Below are 21,376 nucleotides of genomic sequence, written 5' to 3'. Positions count from 1 at the left end.
TATACAAGCAAGGATCGCCCAAGATGCGCATGAATTTGCCCGTCACTGAGCACGAAAGAACGTTTTCCAGCGACCAGCGCCTGATCTCCACCACGGACCTCAATAGCCGCATCACCTACTGCAATGACGCCTTCGTGGCGATCAGCGGGTTCACCTACGACGAACTGGTCGGCCAGACTCACAACCTGGTCCGACACCCCGACATGCCGCCAGCGGTGTTCGGCCATATGTGGGACACCATCAAGCAAGGCAAACCGTGGATGGGCGTGGTGAAGAACCGCGCCAAGAACGGCGATTTCTATTGGGTGAGCGCCTACGTCACGGCGATCTACGAGAACGGCCGCGTCAGCGGTTACGAGTCGGTGCGCTCGGTGCCGACACGCGAACAGATCCGCCGCGCCGAGGCGTTGTATGCGCGCTTGCGCGCCGGCCGCTCGGCAGTGCCTTGGGCGGCGCGCCTGGGGCATGGTCTGGGCAATGGATGGCCGCTGCTAGGCGCCGGGCTGATGGCGGCGGCCGGTTACCTGTGGTTGCCACCGTATGCTGCGTTGGGCGTGTTGATGGCCAGCTTGCTGGTGGCCTGGTATTTGATCGAACTGCGGCAGAACCAGGCTATCCGCCGTACCCTGGCCGAGCACCCCAAGGCCTTTACCAGCCCGCTGGTAGCGCTGACCTACAGTGACAACCCAGGCCTTCACGGCCAGCTCGACCTGGCGATCCTCAGTGAGGAAGCACGCCTGCAAACCGCACTGACCCGCCTGGTGGATGCCGGTGTTGGGGTCAAGTCACGGGCCGCGCAGTCGGCCGACCTGTCCGATGCCCAGGCACAGATGCTCGATCGCCAGCGCAGCGAGACCGACCAGTCGGCCACAGCCATCGCGCAGATGGCGGCGACGATCCAGGAAGTCACGCATAACGTGCAAAGCACCGCGCATGCCGCAGGCGATGCCGACCAGCTGGCCCAGCAGGGTAGCGAGCTGGCGCAGCAGAGCCTGAAGGCGATGGGCAGCATGAGCGAAGCGGTCAGCGACATCGGCCAGGCGGTCAATGCCCTGGCCGAGCAGACCCAGTCGATCGGCAGCGTGGTCGACACCATCACCTCGATTGCCGAGCAGACCAACCTGCTGGCGCTCAACGCTGCGATCGAAGCCGCGCGCGCGGGCGAGCAGGGCAGGGGCTTTGCTGTGGTCGCTGATGAGGTGCGCTCGCTGGCCCAGCGCACGCGTTCCTCGACCGACGAGATCCACCACATCATTGCCTCCCTGCGCGCAGGCGCTGAACGTGCGGTGAGCACTGCCAACCGTGGCGAGCAGATCTCGCGCGACAGCGTGCACAGTGTCGAGGCGGTGCAGTCGGCGTTGGCCGGGATTGCCCAGGCGGTCAGCCGTATTACCGGCATGAGCCAGCAGATGGCGACGGCGTCCGAGCAGCAGAGTCACGTGGCCGAAGACATCAACCAGCAGATCGTGCGCATCGCTCAGCTGTGCGATCAAACGGCGGGGCAGGCCAAGCAAGGGGCGGAAATCAGCCAGGACCTGGAGCGTATGGCGGAGTATCTGCATAGCCTGGCGGAGCGGTTCAACCGTTAGGGCTGGGTTTGCAGGGCCATTCGCGGGTCAAGCCCGCTCCCACAGGTTGGGATGACTCGTTATCTGTGGGAGCGGGCTTGACCCGCGAATGGCCCGCAAAGCGGGCCCAAAATGCCAGCCTGTGGCAAAATCCCTCCGCCACCGGAGACTCCCATGCCCAGACCCCGCTGCGAGCGTTGCCAGCGCCCGCTCGATCACTGCCTTTGCCCACTGATCCCCTCGCTCGACAGCCGCACCCGCGTGGTCCTGCTGCAGCACCCCAGTGAAACCTCGCACGCCCTGAATACCGCCCGCCTGGCCGCACTTGGCCTGGACAATGCGGAGTTACGCATCGGCGAAGTGTTTGAAGACCTTGGCGAACTGTTGCAGACGCCAGGCTACCGGCCCGTCCTGCTGTTCCCAGGTGATGAAGCCCAGGTGCTGATGGCCTATGGCGAAGCGCACGACACACCCCTGCTGCTGATCGTCCCCGACGGCACCTGGCGCAAGGCGCGCAAGCTGCTGTACCTCAACCCGCTTTTGGAGGCGCTGCCCCGGGTGACGCTGGCACAGGTTGCGACTTCACGCTACCGCCTGCGCAAGGCGCCGGAGCCGGGGGCGGTGTCGACCATCGAGGCGGTGGTGCAGGCATTGAATGTTCTGGAAAAGCCGGCGTGTTTCAATGGGTTGCTGCGGCCATTCGAGGCGTTGATCGAGGGGCAGATCAGAGCGATGGGTGCTGAGACATTCGAGCGCAATCACGGTGAAGGCTGAAATTCACGGTTGCCCGTGGTGGCGCAGATGAAGGGTCAATCTGTGCCAGATTGATTGGCAGTACCGGCCTCTTCGCGGGGCAAGCCCGCTCCCACAGGACGGCACTAATCTGAAGTTTGGTGAAATATCTGTGGGAGCGGGCTTGCCCCGCGAAGAGGCCGCTCATGACAACTCACCGCTCCCGCAACGCCTCTGTCCGTGCCTTGAGCACCGGCTTGAGCAAATAATCCAGCACACTCTTCTGTCCGGTGATGATATCCACCGTCGCCACCATCCCCGGGATGATCAGCAGCGGCTTGTTATCTCCCCCGAGGTGATTCTTCTCGGTCCGCACCTGGATCAGGTAAAACGCATTGCCTTTCTCATCCGTCACGGTATCGGCACTGATCAACTCAAGCTTGGCCTTCAACCCACCATAGATGGTGTAGTCATAGGCACTGAACTTGACCATCGCCGGCTGTCCCGGGTGCAGAAACGCCACATCCTGCGGCCGTACTTTGGCCTCGATCAGCAAGTTGTCCTCGACCGGCACAATCTCCACCAGGTCGCTGCCCGGCTGCACCACGCCGCCGATGGTGTTGACCTTGAGCAGCTTGACGATGCCGCGCACCGGCGACACCACGGTGGTGCGGTTGACCCGATCGTCGATGGCGATACTGGTGGCGGTGATCTTCGATAGCTCGGTGCGTTTGTCGTTGAGCTCTTTGGCCGCGTCGGAGCGGAAGCTCGCGTCGGATTCCTGGATCTTGCTGCGGATCTCGGCCACGGCCGCCTCGGCGCGGGGGATCGCCAGGCTGGTCGCGTTGAGCTGGCCGCGGGCTTCGACCGTGCGCTGCTTGAGGCGCAGGATTTCTACGGGCGAGATGGCTCCTTTGCTTACCAGCGGCGTCGACATGTCGGTTTCCTGCTGCAACAGGCTTACCGCCGAGCGGTACTGTTCGACCTTGGAACGGAACTCGGCCAGCTCCTGGGTCTTCTGCCGCAGCTGTTCGTTGAGGGTCTGTTTTTCGCTGGCCAGGCGGCGCTGACGTGAGTCGTACAGCGATAGCTCGTCCTCGGCCACTTGCGGCGCCTTGGCACGTACTTCTTCTGAGAGCACGAACGGCCTTCCTTCGGCCTCGGCTGAGAGCCGTTCGACCTGGGCTGTCAGGGCATATCGGTCAGCCTCGCTCTCGCCTTTATTGGATTTGAATCGCGTGTCGTCCAGGCGCAGCAGGGTGGCGCCTTTTTCCACCATCTGGCCTTCGCGCACGAAAATTTCGGTGACGATGCCGCCTTCGAGGTTCTGTATGACCTGTATCTTGCTGGAGGGGATCGCCTTGCCTTCGCCGACAGTGACTTCATCGAGCACCGCCAGGCTGGCCCAGACCACGGCAACCAACAGCAATGCGGCCGCCAACCACACGGTCAGTCGTGACAGGCGCGGGGAATCCTGCAAGGTGGCGCTGGCCAGCTCTGGCATGTAGTCGCGCTCGGTGCGCGGGCTGGAGCCTGCATGTGCACTGCGTACGCTGTGGCTTGTGGTCATGACCTAACTCCCGCAGAACTCAACATGGCTTGCTGGTTTTACTCATTCCTGTGGGAGCGGGCTCGTCCCGCGAAGCAGACGCCGCGCTGGCTGGCACGGGCTTCGCCCGTGTTCGCGGGGCAAGCCCGCTCCCACAGCTTGCCCTTGCAGGTTCAAGTCGTTTCTACAACGCAGCGCCGATGCGGCCTTTGCGCAGGGCGTCGATGACCGCATCCTTCGGCCCGTCGGCGACGATCTTGCCGTTGTCCAGTACCAGTAGCCGGTCCACCAGGCTGAGCATCGAAGTGCGGTGGGTAACCAGTAATAAGGTCTTGCCCGGCACCCAGCTCAGCAGACGCTGACGCAGCTGCTCTTCGCTACTGTTGTCCATGTGACTGGTGGGTTCGTCGAGGATCAGGATCGGCGGCTCCAGCAGCAGGGCGCGGGCGAGCAGCACAGCCTGGCGCTGACCGCCGGACAGCAATAGGCCACGTTCGCCCACCGGCCGGTCGAAACCGTGCGGATGCTGCCGGGCCAGCTCGCTGACGCCGGTCAGCTCAGCCACTTCGAGCATGCGTGCATCACTGATGTGGCGTGCGCCGAGGGTCAGGTTGTCGCGCAGGCTGCCGGCCAGCAGCGGCAGGTCGTGGGCGACGTAGCCGAGCTGGCTGCGCAGGTCGGCGATGTCCAGCTGGCGCAGGTCTAGGTTGTCCAGCAACACCTGGCCCTCGTCCGGATGATGGAAGCCCATCACCAAGCGGCCCAGGGTGCTCTTGCCCGAGCCACTGCGGCCAATGATGCCGATGCGCTCGCCGGGCTTGATGGTCACGCTCACATCCTGCAGGGCCGGGCTGGTCTGCGCCGGGTAGCGGAAGCTGACATGGCTGAGGCTCAGTCCACCTTTGAGGGGGGTGTGCTCCAGCGCTTGCTGTTCGGCCTGGCGCTCCTGGGGCAGGGCCATCAGCGCATCGGTGCTGCGCATGGTCAATTGCGCCTGCTGGTAGCGGGTGATCAGCCCGGCGATCTGGCCGAGCGGCGCCAGCACCCGGCTGCCGAGCATGTAGCTGGCGACCAGAGCGCCGACGCTGAGATTACCGGCGATGATGCTGTACACCCCGGCGACGATGGTGGCCATGCCGCAGAATTGCTGAATGAACAGCGTGCCGTTGCTGGCAAGCGACGACAGGTTACGGGCGTGGGCGTCAAGGCGGGCCATGGCGCCGTTGGTGTGTTCCCACTGGTACTGGCGCTCGCTTTCGGCGCCGCAAGCCTTGAGGGTTTCCAGGCCGCCGAGGGTTTCGATCAGCAGGGCCTGGCGCACGGCGCCGAGGCTGAGGCTTTTTTGCACGGTGTCGCGCAGGCGCGCCTGGATGAACAGGGCAAAGCCCACCGCCAATGGGAAGGCAATCAGTGGGATGACGACCAGCCAGCCGCCGAGCAGGCCGATCACCAGCAGCATGAGCGCGACGAAGGGCAGGTCGATGATGCTGGTCAGAGTCACGGCGGTGAGAAATTCACGCAGGCCCTGGAAGTCGTGGATGCTCTGGGCGAAACCGCCGATGCTGGCGGGTTTGGCCTTCATGGCCATACCCGTGATGCGTTCGAATAGCGTGGCGGAAAGGATCAGGTCGGTTTTCTTGCCGGCCTGGTCCAGCAGGTGAGCGCGGACCATGCGCAACACCAGTTCGAAGGCGGTGCCGATGAACAGGCCGGCGACCAGTACCCACAAGGTCGACAGCGCCTGATTCGGCACCACGCGGTCGTAGGTCTGCATGACGAACAGCGGCACCATCAGGCCCAGCAGGTTGATCAGCAGGCTGGCCAGCAGCGCATCGCCGTACAGCCAACGGGAATGGCGCAGAGTGTCGCGGAACCAGGCTTCGACCCGCGGCAACAGCGGCGAACGTACTTCTTCGAGCGTGTGCCGTGGGCGGGCGAACAGGGCGTGGCCGCTGTAGGCCTGCTGCAGCGCCTCGCGTTCAACCCATTGTTCGCCGCCTTCGGCTTCGCACGGCAGGATCAGCGCCCGGCCGTCGTCACCCCAGCGCTGCAGCACGGCGCTGCGGCCGTCGTTGAGCAACAGCAGCACCGGCAGGTTGAGGGGCGAAATGGCCTCCAGCTCACGCTGCAGCACGCGCCCTTGCAAACCGGCGCGCGCTGCCGCCCTTGGCAGCAAGTCCGGCCCGAGGCGCTGCTGCAGCAGAGGCAGGCCGCTGCTCAGGCTGGCGCGGCTAGCCGGCCGGCCGTGCAGGCGGCAGAGGATCAGCAGGCCATCGAGCAGCGGGTCATCGACATCGGGGCGCGGTTGCGCGCTTTGCATACTGGTCACGATGGACTACTCCCGCCTCGGTGGATGGGGGTGATGCCTGGCGATCCGTGCCCGCTGAGCGCTGGCGTCAACGCATGTCGGGTAACCGCGCTTCGGTACGCACTTCGTTGTTGGCGATGGCTTCCGGCGGCAGGGAAATGCGCTGTTTGCTCAGCAGCTCACCCATGGTCGCCAGCACGCGGTACATCGAGTATTCCTCGGTGTAACGGACTTCGGTGTAGCGACGGTTGGCGTTGTACAGCTCGTTTTCGCTGTCGAGCACGTCGAGCAGGGTGCGTTGGCCGAGGCCGAACTGGTCCTGATAGGCGGCGCGCACGCGTTGGGTGGTCTCGGCATATTCGCGGGCGGTCGGGGTCTGCTTGCGCGCGTTGTTCATGGCGTTCCAGGACAGGCTGAGGTTTTCGGTCAGCTCGCGCAGGGCGTTGTTGCGGATGTCCAGGGCCTGGTTGATCTTATGCGCATCGGACTGCAGGCGCGCCTTGTCGCTGCCGCCGCGGAACAGGTTGTAGTTGAGCTCGACGCCGGCCTGCCAGTCGTTGTTGCTGTGACCTTTCTCACCGCCCAGGTTGTTGTTGGCACCGGTGGCCAGCACTGCGTCCAAGCGTGGATAGAACGGCGACTTGGCCACTTCGTATTGCTGTTCGGCGGCGTTGACATCGGCCTGGGCGGATTTCAGGTATGGGTTGTTTTGGCGCATGCCTTCGCGGGCTTCGTCGAGGGTGCCGGGGATTTCCACCTTCACCGATTGCGGGCCTTCCAGTTCGTCAGGCAGGCGGCCGACCACGCTGTAGAAATTGGCCTCGGCATCGGCCAGGTCGACTTCAGCGGTGTCCAGGTTGTTCTCCGCCAGGGCGCGACGAGCGCGGGACTGGTCGAGGTCAGCGGTGCTGCCGACGCCTCGCTCACTGCGCAGGCCGATCTGGTCGTTGACCCGCAGGTGAGCCTGCAGGTTGTTCTTGGCCAGGGTCACCAGTTCCCGACGTTTGAGTACTTCGAGATAGACCTCGATCGCACGCAGGGCTACATCCTGGGCAACCGCCTGGGTGTAGTAGGCACGCGACGTGGCCACGGCCTGGGTGCGGCCGACTTCGTTGGAGGTGTTGAAGCCATCGAAGATCATTTGCCGAAGCCGCAGTTCCGACTGGGTGTAGTTGAGCGTCTCCTTGTTGTGGTTGCGGGTGCCATCGGCATTCACGCCGCGGGTGTTGAGGTTGTCCGAACGCTGCCTGCCGTAACCGGCCACCAGGTCGACGGTTGGGTAGTACCCACCACGGGCGAATTTCACATCCTCGTCAGCCGACAACTTGCTGTTGCGGTTGGAGCTGATTTCCGGGTGATAGTCCACGGCGCTCTGGACAGCCTCGTTGAGTGACATCGCCTGAACGTTGGCGCACGCCATGGCCAACAGAATTGCACTGGTGATGGGGTTGAAAACGCGCATGGGGTACTTCTCCCTGGTCCTAAAATGGCCTTGCTAGTCGCCAATAAAATGACGATTTTTATAATTTAAATAGTTTCACGTTTGTAACAACAGAGCTAAGAACATTTATCGCGCGAGCTAAGAAGATTTTTTCATAAGGGCTATGCGAAAAAAAACTTATGCGATCTATCAAAAACCAAGACATTGTTTCATTCAAGCGATTTCGGATGCCGCCGAAGCATGCGGGTTTCCGGCGTCGGAGCGAGTTCCAGATTTTTTCCAGCTAAGGACGCAAGACGGTTAGGTGAAAGCGGAATTTGGCGACAAAATTTTGGCATCTAACGATGGCAAACTTACATTATGACTATCGCCAAAGTAGTGGCCTGAGAGCATGATTCTCACCGTTGAAACACTCGGGCGCGAAGCCGTTGACCCCACCCGCCATGTCCTTGGCTGTGTAGCCAATCGGTAAGGGGAGGCGTGCGCTCATGGCTAAATTGGTCGGTGTGGTCAGCAAAGTGGTGGGTCAGGTATTCGCCGTTGGCAGCGACGGCAGCCGGCGCCCCTTGATCGAGGGCGACCGCCTGTTCGCGGGCGAGCAGCTTGAAACCGGTGCCGTTGGCGCCGTGGCCGTGCGATTGCAGAATGGCGCCGAGCTGACACTGGGGCGCGACAGCAGCTTGACCATGACCCCGGACTTGCTGGCCAACCAGGCGGCCCATGTGCAGACGCAGGACGGCGCGCCGAGCGATGCCCAACTGAGTGATGTCGAGCGCATCCAGCAGGCGATTGCCGCAGGTGACGACCCCACTACCACCGCCGAAGCGCCTGCTGCCGGACCTAATGGCAGCAGTGCGCCTGGCGCATTGGGCGGCGGCCACAGTTTTGTCCTGCTGACCGAAGTGGCTGACCGGGTCGACCCGCAGATAGGTTTCCCGACCGCAGGCTTCAATGGCATTCCGGAGCTTGCAAATCGCTATGTCGGGGGCCTGGACAACGGTCGTGGACGCGATGTCTTCGATTCAGGCAACGTAGATAACGGCGGAAATGGTGCCTTGCCACCTGGCCAGCCTAACCCGCCGGGCGAACCTAACCCGCCGGGTCAACCCACCCCCCCCGAGCAGCCCAATCCACCGCTGACGCCTGACAACCCGGATCGCCCGGTCGAACTGCGTGGTTTGGATGTGAACCCTGGCGAGCTGGTCCTCGACGAAGCCAACCTACCCTTGGGTTCGTCCAGCAATCCAGCTGCCCTGACCCAAACCGGCAGCTTCACCGTCGTGGCCCCGGACGGCGTGCACAACCTCAGTGTCGGCGGCATCAACGTGGTCACCGCTGGCGTGGTGACCGGCGTCGGCCAGTCGCTCACCACCGGCCTCGGTAACACCCTGACCATCACCGGCTACAACCCGACCACCGGCGTGGTCAGTTACAGCTACACGCTGACCGGCGCCGAACAGCACGCCGACGGCGCAGGTACCAACGCAGTGAGCGAGCACCTGCCGGTCCTGGTCAGCGACAGCGACGGCGATGTCGCCCAAGGGTCGCTGGATGTGATCATTCGTGACGACGTACCCAAGGCCGTCGACGATAGCAATCCGCTCACTGCCACCGAGCAGCACACTGAGCTGACCGGCAATGTGCTGAGCAACGATGTGCAGGGCGCCGACCGGGTCCCGGGCGGTCCGGTAATCGCCGGTACCTTCACCGGCACCTACGGTACGCTGGTGCTGGCTGCAGACGGTTCTTACACCTACACGCTCAACACCAGCGACCCGGACTTCAAGAACCTGGGCGGTGGCGGCCATGGGGTGGAGAGCTTCACCTACACGATCAAGGACGCCGACGGCGACAGCAGCAGCGCGACGCTGACCCTGAACATCAATAACCTCGACGACCCGGTGAAACTTGACGGCCTCGACGCGCAGGGCGGTGAGGTGACGGTCTACGAGAGCAACCTACACGATGGCAGCGCCCCGGATGCTGGCGCCCTGACCCAGCAAGGCACCTTCAAGGTCACCGCGCCAGACGGCCTGCAGAGCCTGACGGTGGGCGGCATCAGCGTGGTCAGTGGCGGTGTGTCGGCGGGCTTCCCGCAGTCGATCGTCACACCCGAAGGCAACACCCTGACCATCATCGGCTACAACCCTGCAACCGGCGTGGTGAGCTACAGCTACACCCTGCTGGACAACGAAACCCACCCCAACGGCGACGGCAGCAACAGCATCAGCGAACACTTTCAGGTGGTCGCCAAGGATGCCGACGGCAGCACCGCCACGGGCAGCCTGGACGTCAACATCGTCGATGATCTGCCGCAGGCGCATGACGATTACACCAGCGTGGCCAAGGGCGACGTGGTGCGCGGCAACGTGATGTACAACGACGTGGTCGGTGCCGATACCCGTGGCGATGGCCAGTATGTGGTCGGTGTGCGTGCCGGCAGCGACACGTCCACGTCGGCCATCGGCCAGCTCAACACCCAGGTCAACGGCCAGTACGGCTACCTGACCATCGATGGCCAGGGTAATGCCGAGTACCACTCCAACCCCAACATCGCCTCCCCGCGGGATGCCGTCGACACCTTCGTCTACACCATCCGCGATGCCGATGGCGACGAGAGCACCACGACCATCACCATCAACGTGCACAACTCCTTGATGGCCTGCGAAGACCGTGACGTCACGGTGTACGAGAAAGCGCTGGACCTGCACAAGGATGGCAACGACCTGGCGGCTGGCAGCGTCACCGGCAGCGACCCAGGCTCGAACCAGGAAACCGCGACCGGCACCTTGGTCGGCTCGGCCAGCGGCGGTGTCGGCACGCTTACGTACACCTTGGTCGGCAACCCCGTAGGCCAATACGGCCAGATCCAGCTGAATGCGGACGGCTCCTACACCTACACCCTGACGTCCCCGGCCAACTCGCCGACCCATGCCAACGATGGCCCAAATACCGTGACCGAATCGTTCACCTATCAGGTGCAGGATTCGCTGGGTAATTCGATTACCAGCACCCTCGTCATCAGCATCGTCGACGACGTACCCACAGCCAATAGCGACTTCGTCAGCGTGTTCAAGGGCGATGTGGTGCGCGGCAATGTGATGTACAACGACGTGGTCGGCGCCGATACCCGTGGCGATGGCCAGTATGTGGTCGGTATACGCGCCGGTAGTGACACTTCCAGCTCCGCCATCGGCCAGCTCAACACTCAGGTCAACGGCCAGTACGGCTACTTGACCATCGATGCCTACGGTAATACGGAGTATCACTCCAACCCCAATGTCGCCTCGCCACGCGATGCCATCGACACCTTTGTCTACACCATCCGCGACGCCGACGGCGACGAAAGCACGACGACCCTCACCATCAACGTGCATAACGGCTTGATCGTATGCGCAGATCGCGATGTCACGGTCTATGAAAACGCGCTGGACCTGCACAAGGACGGTAACGACCTGGCAGCGGGCACGGTGACCGGCAGCAACCCTGGCTCATCCCACGAAACGGCCTCAGGGATGGTGGTGGTTAGCGGCGTAGGTGCTGTGACCTTCACCCTGGTCGGCAGTGCTGTAGGTCAGTTCGGCCAAATCCAGCTGAATGCGGATGGCTCCTACACCTACACCCTGACTTCCCCTGCCAATTCGCCGACCCACGCCAACGATGGGGCGAATACCGTGACCGAGACCTTCACCTACCAGGTGCAGGATTCGCTGGGCAATACGGCCACCAACACCATCGTCATCACCATCGTCGACGATGTGCCGACCGCCAACAGCGATTTCGTCAGCGTGGCCAAAGGCGAGGTAGTGAGCGGCAACGTGATGTACAACGACGTGGTCGGCGCCGACACCCGCGCAGACGGCCACTATGTGGTCGGCGTGCGTGCCGGCAGCGACACGTCCACCTCGGCGATCGGCCAGCTCAACACCCAGGTCAACGGCCAGTACGGTTACCTGACTATCGATGCCTACGGCAACGCCGAGTATCACTCCAACCCCAACGTCGCCTCGCCACGCGATGCCGTCGACACCTTCGTCTATACCATTCGCGATGCCGACGGCGACGAGAGCACCACGACCCTCACCATCAACGTGCACACTGCGCTGATGACCTGCGAAGACCGCGACGTTACGGTCTACGAGAAGGCCCTGGATCTGCACAAGGACGGCAACGACCTGGCCGCTGGCAGCGTGACTGGAAGCGATCCGGGCTCAACCCAGGAGACGGCTTCCGGTACCTTGGCCGGCTCGACCAGCGGCGGCGTGGGTGTACTGACCTACACGCTGATCGGCAATGCTGTGGGCCAATACGGCCAGATCCATCTGAACGCCGATGGCTCCTACACCTACACCCTGACGTCCCCGGCCAACTCGCCAACCCACGCCAACGATGGTGCGAACAGCGTGACCGAAACCTTCACCTACCAGGTGCAGGATTCGCTTGGCCATTCGACCACCAGCAGCATCGTCATCACCATCGTCGACGACGTGCCTACGGCCAACAGCGACTTCGTCAGTGTGTACAAGGGCGAGGTGGTGTGCGGCAACGTGATGTACAACGACGTGGTCGGTGCCGATACCCGCAGTGACGGGCAGTACGTGGTCGGCGTGCGCGCGGGTAGCGACACGTCCGCTTCAGCCATCGGCCAGCTCGACACCCAGGTGCATGGCCAGTACGGCTACCTGACCCTCGATGCCCAGGGCAATGCCGTGTACCACTCCAACCCCAATGCCGTGGCGCCGCGCGATGCCCTGGACAGCTTCGTCTACACCGTTCGCGACGCCGACGGTGACGAGAGCACCACGACGGTCACCATCAACGTACACAACCCAGCGCTGCAGCCGTGTGGCGACGGTGGCGTCTGGGTCTACGAGAACGCACTTGACCTGTACAAAGACGGCAATGACCTGGCGGCGGGCACTGTCACGGGCAGCGACCCTACCTCGGCCCGCGAGACAGCGTCGGGCAGCCTGGTCGGGCAAGTCGCCGGGGGCGTAGGGGCATTGACCTACACGCTGGTCGGCAATGCCGTCGGCCAGTTCGGCCAAATGCACCTCAACGCTGACGGCTCCTACAGCTACACCCTGACCTCGCCGGCGAACTCGCCGACCCATGCCAACGACGGCGCCAATACCGTCGCTGAATCCTTCACCTACCGGGTGGAAGACACGGTGGGCAACTGGACCACCAGCACCGTGAGGATCACCATTGTCGATGACGTTCCCCAAGCCCACTGCGACTTCGTCAGCGTGGCCAAGGGCGACGTGGTCCGTGGCAACGTGATGTACAACGATGTGGTTGGCGCCGACACGCTGGGTGACGGCGCCTACGTGGTCGGTGTACGTGCCGGTCACGACACCTCGAGCTCCGCCATGGGTCAACTCGATAGCCATGTCTATGGCCAGTACGGCTACCTGACCATCGACGCCCAGGGCAACGCGGAGTACCACTCCAACCCTAATGCCGTGGCACCGCGGGATGCGATCGACACCTTCGTCTACACCCTTCGCGATGGCGATGGCGACGAAAGTACTGCTGTCGTGACCATCAATGTTCACGACCAGTCGCTGCACCCGTGTGGCGATGGCGGGGTCACGGCGTTCGAAAAAGCCCTGGACCTGAACAAGGGCGGCCATGATTTGGCGGCTGGCAGCGTCAACGGCAGCGAACCTGGTTCGCCCGCAGAAACTGCATCCGGCAGCCTGGTCGGGCAGGTCGGCGGTGGGGTAGGGGCATTGACCTACACCCTGATCGGCAACGCCGTCGGCCAGTACGGCCAGATTCACTTGAATGCGAACGGCTCCTACACTTACACGCTGACTTCGCCAGCAAATTCGCAGCCGCACGCCAACGACGGTGCCAACACCGTCAGCGAGTCTTTCACTTACAGAGTCGAAGACACGGTCGGCAACTGGTCCATCAGCACCGTCCGCATCACCGTTGTCGATGACGTGCCGCAGGCGCATTGCGACTTCGTGAGCGTCAGCAAGGGCGATGAGGTGCGCGGCAACGTCCTGTACAACGACACGATCGGTGCCGATGTGCCTGCCGACTGCGGCTACGTCGTTGGTGTGCGCGCCGGGCACGATACGTCCAACTCAGCCATTGGCCAACTCGGCAGCCATGTCGCGGGCCAGTTCGGTTACCTCACCCTGGATGCCCAGGGCAATGCGGTCTACCACTCCGACCCGAACGTCGCGGCGCCGCGCGACGCCACTGATACCTTCGTCTACACCATCCGCGATGGCGACGGCGACGAAAGCACTGCAGTCATCACCATCAACGTGCACGACAACTCCATGTCTGGGTGTGCCGACGGGTATGGCCGGGGCCAGGAGCAGCGGGTCGTCGATCGCGGCGCGTTCACCCTCGATGCCAGCAGCATGACCGCCGCGCTGGTAGTGCTCGGCTACCTCGGCGCCACCGGCACTGCCGGGGCTCAGGGCAATGCCGAAGAGGTGATCAACGTCAGCCTGCGCAAAGGCGAAACCCTGCAACTGAATCACGACGCACACGACGGCAACCTGGCGCTGGAATGGAAGGATGCCGGCGGCAGCTATCACGCCATCGCTGCCGGCGACAGCTTCACGGCCAGCCACGACGGTGTGTACAGCATCCACGTCAGCGACCCACAGGGTGCGAGCAAGGGAGGCGAAAGCTACAAGCTGAGCCTGGTGCTCGACTATGCCAACGCGCAGGACCCAGCGTCGCACTTGGGCGGCGGCAGTGGCCACGGCGCTGCCGACCTCTCCAGCCCGGTCGAAATCGCTTCGGTGCAAGCGCATGCCCCCGCTGGCGATGAGCACAACGGCCACACGGCCAACTATGCCCTGGCCAAGGGTGCGGTGACCATCGATCTGGGTCATGAAGGACCACAGGACACCGGTGGTGCCGGCGTGGAAACCTTGAACGGTATCCATAACCTGGTCGGCTCCGAGTACGGCGACACCTTGATCGGCAACAGCGCCGACAACCTGCTCAACGGCGGTGCAGGCAACGATGTGCTCAAAGGCGGGGACGGCAATGACATTCTGATTGGCGGGCCTGGCAACGACACGATGACGGGCGGCAATGGCAACGACACCTTTGTCTGGCAGAAGGGGGACAGTGGCCACGACACCGTCACCGACTTCATCCCAGGCAGCGACAAGCTTGACCTGTCGCAACTGCTGCAGGGCGAGCATGCCTCGGGGTCGTCACTGGATGATTACCTGCACTTCAAGGTCAGCGGCTCGGGGGAGCATGTGGTGTCGACCATCGAGGTCAGCAGCGTGGCGGGGGCCGCGCCGATTCAGACCATCGACCTGGCCGGGGTCGACCTGGCCCAGCACTACGGGGTGACGGCAGGGGCGGGCGGGGTGATATCGGCGGGGCATGATACGGCGACCATCATCAATGGGATGCTGGATGATCACTCATTGAAGGTGGATACGGTGTGAGTTGAGCGGCATGGCCCATCGCCTGCTCGCAGGCAATGGGCTCAGCCCGGCTTGCGCAACGTCTTCTGCCGGAGAATATACACACTCACCAGTACCGCACTGGTGAGCATGAACGCCCGCGCCCAGAACAGCGGCACCAGGTAGCAGGACAGGCCGATGCTCGCCCACATCAGCCCGATCGCATAGACCTTGCCCTTGAGCGGAATGCCCGCGCCGCTCAGGTAGTCACGGATCCACGGCCCTAGCTGGGGATGGTTGATCAGCCAGTGATGAAAGCGTGGCGAGCTGCGGCCGAAGCAGGCCGCCGCCAGCAGCAGGAACGGGGTGGTGGGCAACACCGGCAGGAAGATCCCCAGCACCCCCAGCGCGACGCTGAGCCAGCCGATGGCCAGCAGCAGGTAGCGCACCGCCAACTCAGTGGTGGCGAGGCTTGAGCAGCGCCGGCTTCTCTTCAGGGGCGTGCAGCAGCAGGAACAGTGCGCTCAACGCTTCCGGGATCTGCACGATCATGTCGTCCTGCAGGTTGGCGTTGCTGGCGATGTCGGCGAACTCCGGTTGTTCGTCGAACAGGCCCGAACCGACCATGATCGGCAGGAGCATCTCGCTGACTTCTTCCTCGGCGTTCTCGAACCAGGCTTCTTCGCGCAGGAACACGCCTTCCATGAAACCGATGCACCAGCCGCGCAGGTCGGAATCGTCCGGCTCGTCGGTCAGGTCCAGCTCGCACGGCAGCTCGAATTCTTCGTCGCTGGCCAGCAGGCGGGCAATATGGGCCTTGAGTCCTAGCAGGGTCGCTTCGATTTCCTCGCGTTGGGCATCGCTGGCGTAATGGGGCTCTTCGGCGAACAGCGCGTCGATCCATTCACGATCGGGCACGTCCTCCGAGCAGATCGACAGCGCGGTCAGGTAGCCGTGGGCGGCGACGTAGTCCAGCGCTTCTTCGTGCAGTTCGTCGGCGTCGAGGAAGGCTTGCAGGCGGGTCAGTTGCTCGGCGAAGGACATTACAGGGCTACCTTGGGGAATATACGATGCTGAATTCTAGCACCTTGCAGCGATGCCGGGGTAAAGGGAACGTCTGTCAGCGGGGCATCCTGCGCGGGTCGGCACTGGGGTATACTTCGCGGTTTTTCACCCAGGGGCAAGGTTTGCCGGCCCTCTGGTAAAAGCCGCTTACGCATTTGGCGTGTGCGGGGCGGGTTTTTCGTCCAGCCTGTGTCCAGGATGGTACGGCGATTTGTGGAGTTGCACATGCTCGAACAGGCTCAGCGCGTTCTCAAGGATATCTTCGGCTACGACAGTTTCCGTGGGCGCCAGGCAGCGATCATCGAATGCGTGGCCAATGGCGGCGATGCCCTGGTGCTGATGCCCACCGGCGGTGGCAAGTCGTTGTGCTTCCAGGTGCCGGGGTTGTTGCGCCCGGGCCTGACCGTGGTGGTGTCGCCGCTGATCGCGCTGATGGACGACCAGGTCGCCACCCTCGACGAACTCGGCGTCGCGGCGGCTGCGCTGAACTCCACCCTGAGCGCGGAGCAGCAGCGCGACCTGGCCGGGCGCCTGCGCCGTGGTGAAGTGAAGATGCTGTACCTGGCGCCGGAGCGCCTGGTGCAGCCGCGCATGCTGGACTTTTTGAGCGGGCTGGACGTATCTCTGTTCGCCATCGACGAAGCGCACTGCGTCTCGCAATGGGGCCATGATTTCCGCCCGGAATACCTGCAGCTGGGCCAGCTGGCCGAGTTGTTCCCGCACGTGCCGCGCATCGCCCTGACCGCCACCGCCGACATGCGCACCCGAGAGGAGATCGTCCAGCGCCTGCACCTGCAGGGCGCCGAGCGCTTCCTGTCGAGCTTCGACCGGCCGAACATCTTTTATCGCATCGTGCCCAAGGAGTCGCCCCGCAAGCAGCTGATGGCGTTCCTCGGCGAGCGCCGTGGCAACGCCGGCATCGTCTATTGCCTGTCACGCAAGAAGGTCGACGAGACCGCTGCCTACCTGTGCGAACAGGGCTTCCCGGCGCTGCCTTACCATGCCGGCCTGGCGGCGGAAACCCGTTCGTCCAATCAGCACCGCTTCCTCAACGAGGAAGGCCTGATCATGGTTGCCACCATCGCTTTCGGCATGGGCATCGACAAGCCCAACGTGCGCTTCGTCGCCCACCTCGACCTGCCCAAGTCGCTTGAAGCCTACTACCAGGAGACCGGTCGCGCCGGCCGTGATGGCCTGCCGTCCGATGCCTGGATGGCCTACGGCCTGCAGGACATGGTGATGCTCAAGCAGATGCTGCAGAACTCAGAAGGCGACGAGCGTCACAAGCGCGTAGAGCAACACAAGCTCGACGCCATGCTGGCGCTGTGCGAAGAAACTCGCTGTCGCCGCCAGTCGCTGCTGGCGTATTTCGACGAAGTGCTCGAACAGCCGTGCGGGCATTGCGACAACTGCGTCGACCAGATCCAGACCTGGGATGCCACGGAGCCTGCACGCCAGGCCTTGTCGGCGGTCTTCCGTACCGGGCAGCGCTACGGTGTTGGCCACCTGATCGACGTGCTGCTGGGCAAAGATAACGAGAAAGTGCGCAATTTCGGCCACGAGAAACTCGCGGTGTTCGGGGTGGGCAAGGCGATCGCCGAGGTGGAATGGCGTTCATTGTTCCGCCAGCTGGTGGCGCGGGGCCTGGTGGACATCGACCTGGAGGGTTATGGCGGCCTGCGCCTGTCCGACAGTTGCCGGCCACTGCTGCGCGGCGAGGTGACTTTGCAGTTGCGCCGCGACCTCAAGCCGCAGACCGTGGCCAAGTCCTCCTCCAGCGGCGGCAGCCCGGCCAGCCAATTGGTGCGCGCCGAAGAGCGCGAACTGTGGGAGGAACTGCGCACGCTACGGCGCAAACTGGCCGAGGAGCACAGTGTGCCGCCCTACGTCATCTTCCCCGATTCCACCTTGCTGGAGATGCTGCGCAGCCAGCCGACCAGCCTCAGCGACATGGCCCAGGTCAGCGGCGTGGGTGCGCGCAAGCTGGAGCGCTACGGCCAGGCGTTCCTGGAAGTGCTCAATGGCGCCGGTGGCACGCAGGAGGCGCCCAAGGTGGTCCTCGACCTGCGCCATGAACTGGTCAGCCTGGCCCGTGCCGGCATGACCCCGGCACAGATCGCCGGCCAGCTCAATTGCAGCGAGAAGAATGTCTACAGCCTGCTGGCCGAAGCCATCGGTCGCCATGAACTGAGCCTGGACCAGGCGCTGGACTTGCCCGAAGACCTGATGGCGGAAATTCAAGATGCCTTCCTCGACGGCGAAGGGGAGTTGCCGCCGGTGTCGACCATCGCGCCGCTATTCGGTGCGCGTGTCCCCGAGGGAGTGCTCTACTGTGTGCGCGCGGCGCTGGCGGCAGAATTCGAGCTTTAAGCTGGGACATTTCGGACATCCTCTGACCGTTGTCATCCTTTTTGACGATTATCGGACGTTTGCGCATCAGGCAGCCTTGCCTGATGGTCCGGGCCATGGTTAGCTGACTAATAATTAGTTCTAGTCAATGAGTTGCTTATGCCCCTGACCGACAATCAACACCGCTTCGGCATGCAGCTGGCGCAGATGTCCCGCGGCTGGCGCGCCGAGCTGGATCGCCGCCTGGCCGGGCTCAACCTGTCCCAGGCGCGCTGGCTGGTGTTGCTGCACCTGGCGCGTTTCGAAGAAGCGCCGACCCAGCGTGAACTGGCGCAGAGCGTCGGGGTTGAAGGCCCGACCCTTGCGCGCCTGCTCGACAGCTTGGAAAGCCAGGGCCTGGTCCGGCGCCAGGCGGTGCTGGAAGACCGGCGGGCGAAGAAGATTCAGCTGTGCCCACCGGCAAAGCCGTTGATCGAGCAGATCGAGACCATCGCCAATGCCTTGCGCCTGGAGTTGTTCACCGGGGTGGACGAGGCGGATCTGGAAGTGTGCATGCGCGTGCATGCGAAGATTCTTGCGAACCTGGAAAAGTCTTGAAAGGCCGGGGCCGCTTTGCGCTCCATTCGCGGGGCAAGCCCGCTCCCACAGGTTCCGCGCTGGTCCGAGCATTTGCGGGAGCGGGCTTGCCCCGCGAATGGGGCGCGAAGCGGCCCCGGCAATCTAGAAGGTATGCCCCAGGTTCAGATAAACCGCCTGCTCATGCGCACTGTTGGCCCCGTAAGTCAGGTTCAACGGCCCCAGCGGTGTTTCCAGCCCCAGGAACACACTCGCCGCATTGATGTAGCCACTGTCGAACTCATTGTCGTTGTTCCACGCCCGCCCACGCTCAAGTGAGCCGCCGATGTACAGCGGGAAGTCCAGCGGCAGGTAGCCACGCGGGGTGAGGCGCCGGTAATAAACCACGCGCAGCAGGCTGATGTTCTGCCCTGACACCGAGTCCTGTCGGAACCCGGAGAGTTCTCGCGCACCGCCCATCACAAAGCTGGACGTCACCACTTCGGTATCGTCCAGCGTGCGTCCATAACGCCCGCCAAACACCCAGGTGTTCGGCCCGCTGCTGATGGCCTTGTCGAGGTTGAGCAGCCACTGCCGGTAATCTTCGTCCGAATCGAGCGATTTGTCGTACTTGCGCATGGTCAGGCCGAGGTCTTCACCGCTGTGCGGGAAATACACATTGTCGAGGGTGTCGAACGAGTACTTCAGCTCATAGAAGCCTTCATTGAAGCTCACATTGGGCAAATCCTGGTCACCGATGCGCACCTCGGCTTCGCCCCAGGCCTTGCCCGCGCCCAGGCGAACTTCGCCGTAGGTGCCGATCTGGCGGCCGACGTTGAGGCCGAACTCGTAACGTTCCAGGCGGTATTCGGCGACCGGGTCGTTGTCCAGGGTGGCCTCGATGTTCTGCGAACCGAAGTCCAGATACGGCGCGATGAAGTAGCGCGAGCCCACGTCCAGCGGCTGGTAGAACTCGCTGTAGAGCTCCTGCTGGTCGCCGATCTGCGCACGCGTCAGCCACTCCGCGCCCAGGCGGTTGATGCCATTGACGCGGTAGCTGGCGCCCAGGTTGAAGGCACTGTCGCCACGCAGATCGTCGGACAGGTTCAGGCCCAGGCGCAGGTAGTCGGTGCCGCCGCGTTTGCCACGGGCGTTGATTACCAAGGTATGGTCGTCGCCCTTGTGCACCACGCGGTATTGCACGCGGTCGAAGTAGTCCAGCCCGTAGAGGGTGCCCATGTCGGTCTGCAGGCGGTCCAGTTCCAGAGGCTCGCCGAGTGGCTGGCGGATGTAGTAGCGGATCACGTCGTCGCTGACCTTGGAATCGTTCTCCACCCTGATCGCGGTGATCACCGGGGTACGCTGGCGTGGCGAGCGGGCCACGGCCAGCTCGGCGTCACCCTCGGGCTGGCGCAGCGCGGCCAGGCGCGGGTCGAGAAGGCGCGTGGCGCGGTAGCCGGCGTCGATCATGTCGTGGGCGCGGCCAAAGTCGGTAACGCCGAAGGCGGCCAGTTGCGGCTGGATGAGGATGTCGTCGCGGTGCAGGCTGGCCAATTGCTCTTCTGAGTTGCGCCGAGTCATCAGCGTAATCGACTGGTTCAGGACATCGACCACCGTCGCCAGTTGTTTGCGATCGCGCAGCGGAGTGCCGATGTCGACCACGATGGCCAGGTCCACGCCCATTTCCCGGGCCACGTCGACCGGGATGTTGTCGACCATGCCGCCATCGACCAGCAGGCGGCCATCCAGCTCGACAGGGGCGAACACTGCCGGTATCGACATGCTGGCGCGGATTACCTGGGGCAGGTGGCCGCGGCTGAATACCACTTTTTCGCCACTGGCGATGTCGGTGGCCACGGCGCGGAACGGGATTGGTAATTTGTCGAAGTCGCGGGTATCGGCGGTGTGGGCCAGCTTGCTTTCCAGCAGCAGGGCCAGGTTCTGGCCCTGGATCACCCCGAGAGGCAGGCCCAGGCTGCCGTCGTCGCGAAAGCTCAGCTTCTGCTTGACCAAGAAGTCGCGGTCATCCTGCTTGCGCCTGAACGGTACATCCTTGCGCGGCGGCGCGTCAGACAGTGCCTGCTGCCAATCGAGGGTGGTGGCGAGTTTTTCCAGCTCATCGACGCTGTAGCCCGATGCATACAGCCCGCCTACCACGGCGCCCATGCTGGTGCCGGCAATGGCGTCGATGCGCACGCCTTGTTCTTCCAATGCTCTGAGCACGCCGATGTGGGCCAGGCCACGCGCGGCGCCACCGGAGAGCACCAGGCCGACCTTGGGGCGGGGCGGCTCGGCGGCAAGCACGGTGAGCGAGGTGAGTGTCGTTAGGATGCAGAACAGCAGGCGGCGCATCGTGAGTCTCAAACCGAGGGCTAAAGACCGCTAGTATAAGCGGCCCCCTACCTGGAGATC

The 21,376-nt window shown here is 63.5% G+C and carries 11 protein-coding genes; 5 read left to right on the top strand and 6 right to left on the bottom strand.

Going from position 1 to position 21,376, the window contains the following annotated elements:
* Window positions 1–23 precede the first annotated feature (23 nt).
* Both ACZ6YA_RS15340 and ACZ6YA_RS15335 read left to right on the top strand, forming a co-directional pair.
* Entirely contained in the window at window positions 24–1,589 is a 1,566-nt protein-coding gene (locus ACZ6YA_RS15340) for a methyl-accepting chemotaxis protein (protein ID WP_465897960.1), read from the top strand.
* A gap of 153 nt (window positions 1,590–1,742) precedes the next feature.
* Window positions 1,743–2,342 carry a tRNA-uridine aminocarboxypropyltransferase gene (locus ACZ6YA_RS15335; RefSeq protein WP_465897959.1) on the top strand — a complete coding sequence of 200 codons (600 nt, stop codon included), beginning with the start codon at window positions 1,743–1,745 and terminating at the stop codon, window positions 2,340–2,342.
* Between the two features lie 172 nt (window positions 2,343–2,514).
* On the opposite strand, the gene ACZ6YA_RS15330 is transcribed toward ACZ6YA_RS15335, so the two are convergent.
* The 3 genes from ACZ6YA_RS15330 to ACZ6YA_RS15320 all read right to left on the bottom strand — a co-directional run bounded on the left by ACZ6YA_RS15330 (window position 2,515) and on the right by ACZ6YA_RS15320 (window position 7,619).
* Complete coding sequence (locus tag ACZ6YA_RS15330; protein WP_465897958.1) at window positions 2,515–3,870, bottom strand: HlyD family type I secretion periplasmic adaptor subunit; 1,356 nt, start codon at window positions 3,868–3,870, stop codon at window positions 2,515–2,517.
* A 163-nt stretch (window positions 3,871–4,033) separates the two neighbouring features.
* On the bottom strand, window positions 4,034–6,169 hold the full coding sequence (locus ACZ6YA_RS15325) for a type I secretion system permease/ATPase (RefSeq protein ID WP_465898045.1): 2,136 nt from the start codon (window positions 6,167–6,169) through the stop codon (window positions 4,034–4,036).
* 76 nt (window positions 6,170–6,245) lie between these two features.
* Entirely contained in the window at window positions 6,246–7,619 is a 1,374-nt protein-coding gene (locus ACZ6YA_RS15320; protein ID WP_465897957.1) for a TolC family outer membrane protein, read from the bottom strand.
* 467 nt (window positions 7,620–8,086) lie between these two features.
* On the opposite strand from ACZ6YA_RS15320, the gene ACZ6YA_RS15315 reads away from it, so the two are divergent.
* Complete coding sequence (locus ACZ6YA_RS15315) at window positions 8,087–15,037, top strand: retention module-containing protein (protein ID WP_465897956.1); 6,951 nt, start codon at window positions 8,087–8,089, stop codon at window positions 15,035–15,037.
* 41 nt (window positions 15,038–15,078) lie between these two features.
* On the opposite strand, the gene ACZ6YA_RS15310 is transcribed toward ACZ6YA_RS15315, so the two are convergent.
* Window positions 15,079–15,444, bottom strand: coding sequence for a YbaN family protein (locus ACZ6YA_RS15310; protein WP_465897955.1), 366 nt, complete (start codon window positions 15,442–15,444; stop codon window positions 15,079–15,081).
* Between the two features lie 7 nt (window positions 15,445–15,451).
* Complete coding sequence (locus tag ACZ6YA_RS15305) at window positions 15,452–16,039, bottom strand: YecA/YgfB family protein (protein WP_465897954.1); 588 nt, start codon at window positions 16,037–16,039, stop codon at window positions 15,452–15,454.
* 246 nt (window positions 16,040–16,285) lie between these two features.
* Between ACZ6YA_RS15305 and recQ the strand changes: the two genes are divergently transcribed.
* A complete protein-coding gene (gene recQ, locus ACZ6YA_RS15300; RefSeq protein WP_465897953.1) occupies window positions 16,286–18,430 on the top strand; it encodes a DNA helicase RecQ in 2,145 nt (714 codons plus the stop codon).
* A gap of 138 nt (window positions 18,431–18,568) precedes the next feature.
* A complete protein-coding gene (locus ACZ6YA_RS15295; RefSeq protein ID WP_400795295.1) occupies window positions 18,569–19,006 on the top strand; it encodes a MarR family transcriptional regulator in 438 nt (145 codons plus the stop codon).
* A gap of 123 nt (window positions 19,007–19,129) precedes the next feature.
* Here ACZ6YA_RS15295 and ACZ6YA_RS15290 read toward each other — a convergent pair whose 3' ends face one another.
* A complete protein-coding gene (locus ACZ6YA_RS15290) occupies window positions 19,130–21,316 on the bottom strand; it encodes a patatin-like phospholipase family protein (RefSeq protein WP_465897952.1) in 2,187 nt (728 codons plus the stop codon).
* Between the last annotated feature and the right edge of the window lie 60 nt (window positions 21,317–21,376).

This window comes from Pseudomonas sp. NPDC090752 (assembly GCF_055584805.1).
Note: the sequence above shows the minus strand (reverse complement) of the source record. Positions and strands in the feature narration are given on the sequence as shown.

Bases quoted from the DNA above. Each gene is read 5' to 3' on its own strand.
- ACZ6YA_RS15305 (WP_465897954.1), bottom strand. From the start codon at position 16,039: ATGTCCTTCGCCGAGCAACTGACCCGCCTGCAAGCCTTCCTCGACGCC.
- ACZ6YA_RS15290 (WP_465897952.1), bottom strand. From the start codon at position 21,316: ATGCGCCGCCTGCTGTTCTGCATCCTAACGACACTCACCTCGCTCACC.
- ACZ6YA_RS15320 (WP_465897957.1), bottom strand. From the start codon at position 7,619: ATGCGCGTTTTCAACCCCATCACCAGTGCAATTCTGTTGGCCATGGCG.
- recQ (WP_465897953.1), top strand. From the start codon at position 16,286: ATGCTCGAACAGGCTCAGCGCGTTCTCAAGGATATCTTCGGCTACGAC.
- ACZ6YA_RS15330 (WP_465897958.1), bottom strand. From the start codon at position 3,870: ATGACCACAAGCCACAGCGTACGCAGTGCACATGCAGGCTCCAGCCCG.
- ACZ6YA_RS15315 (WP_465897956.1), top strand. From the start codon at position 8,087: ATGGCTAAATTGGTCGGTGTGGTCAGCAAAGTGGTGGGTCAGGTATTC.
- ACZ6YA_RS15335 (WP_465897959.1), top strand. From the start codon at position 1,743: ATGCCCAGACCCCGCTGCGAGCGTTGCCAGCGCCCGCTCGATCACTGC.
- ACZ6YA_RS15325 (WP_465898045.1), bottom strand. From the start codon at position 6,169: ATGCAAAGCGCGCAACCGCGCCCCGATGTCGATGACCCGCTGCTCGAT.
- ACZ6YA_RS15340 (WP_465897960.1), top strand. From the start codon at position 24: ATGCGCATGAATTTGCCCGTCACTGAGCACGAAAGAACGTTTTCCAGC.
- ACZ6YA_RS15295 (WP_400795295.1), top strand. From the start codon at position 18,569: ATGCCCCTGACCGACAATCAACACCGCTTCGGCATGCAGCTGGCGCAG.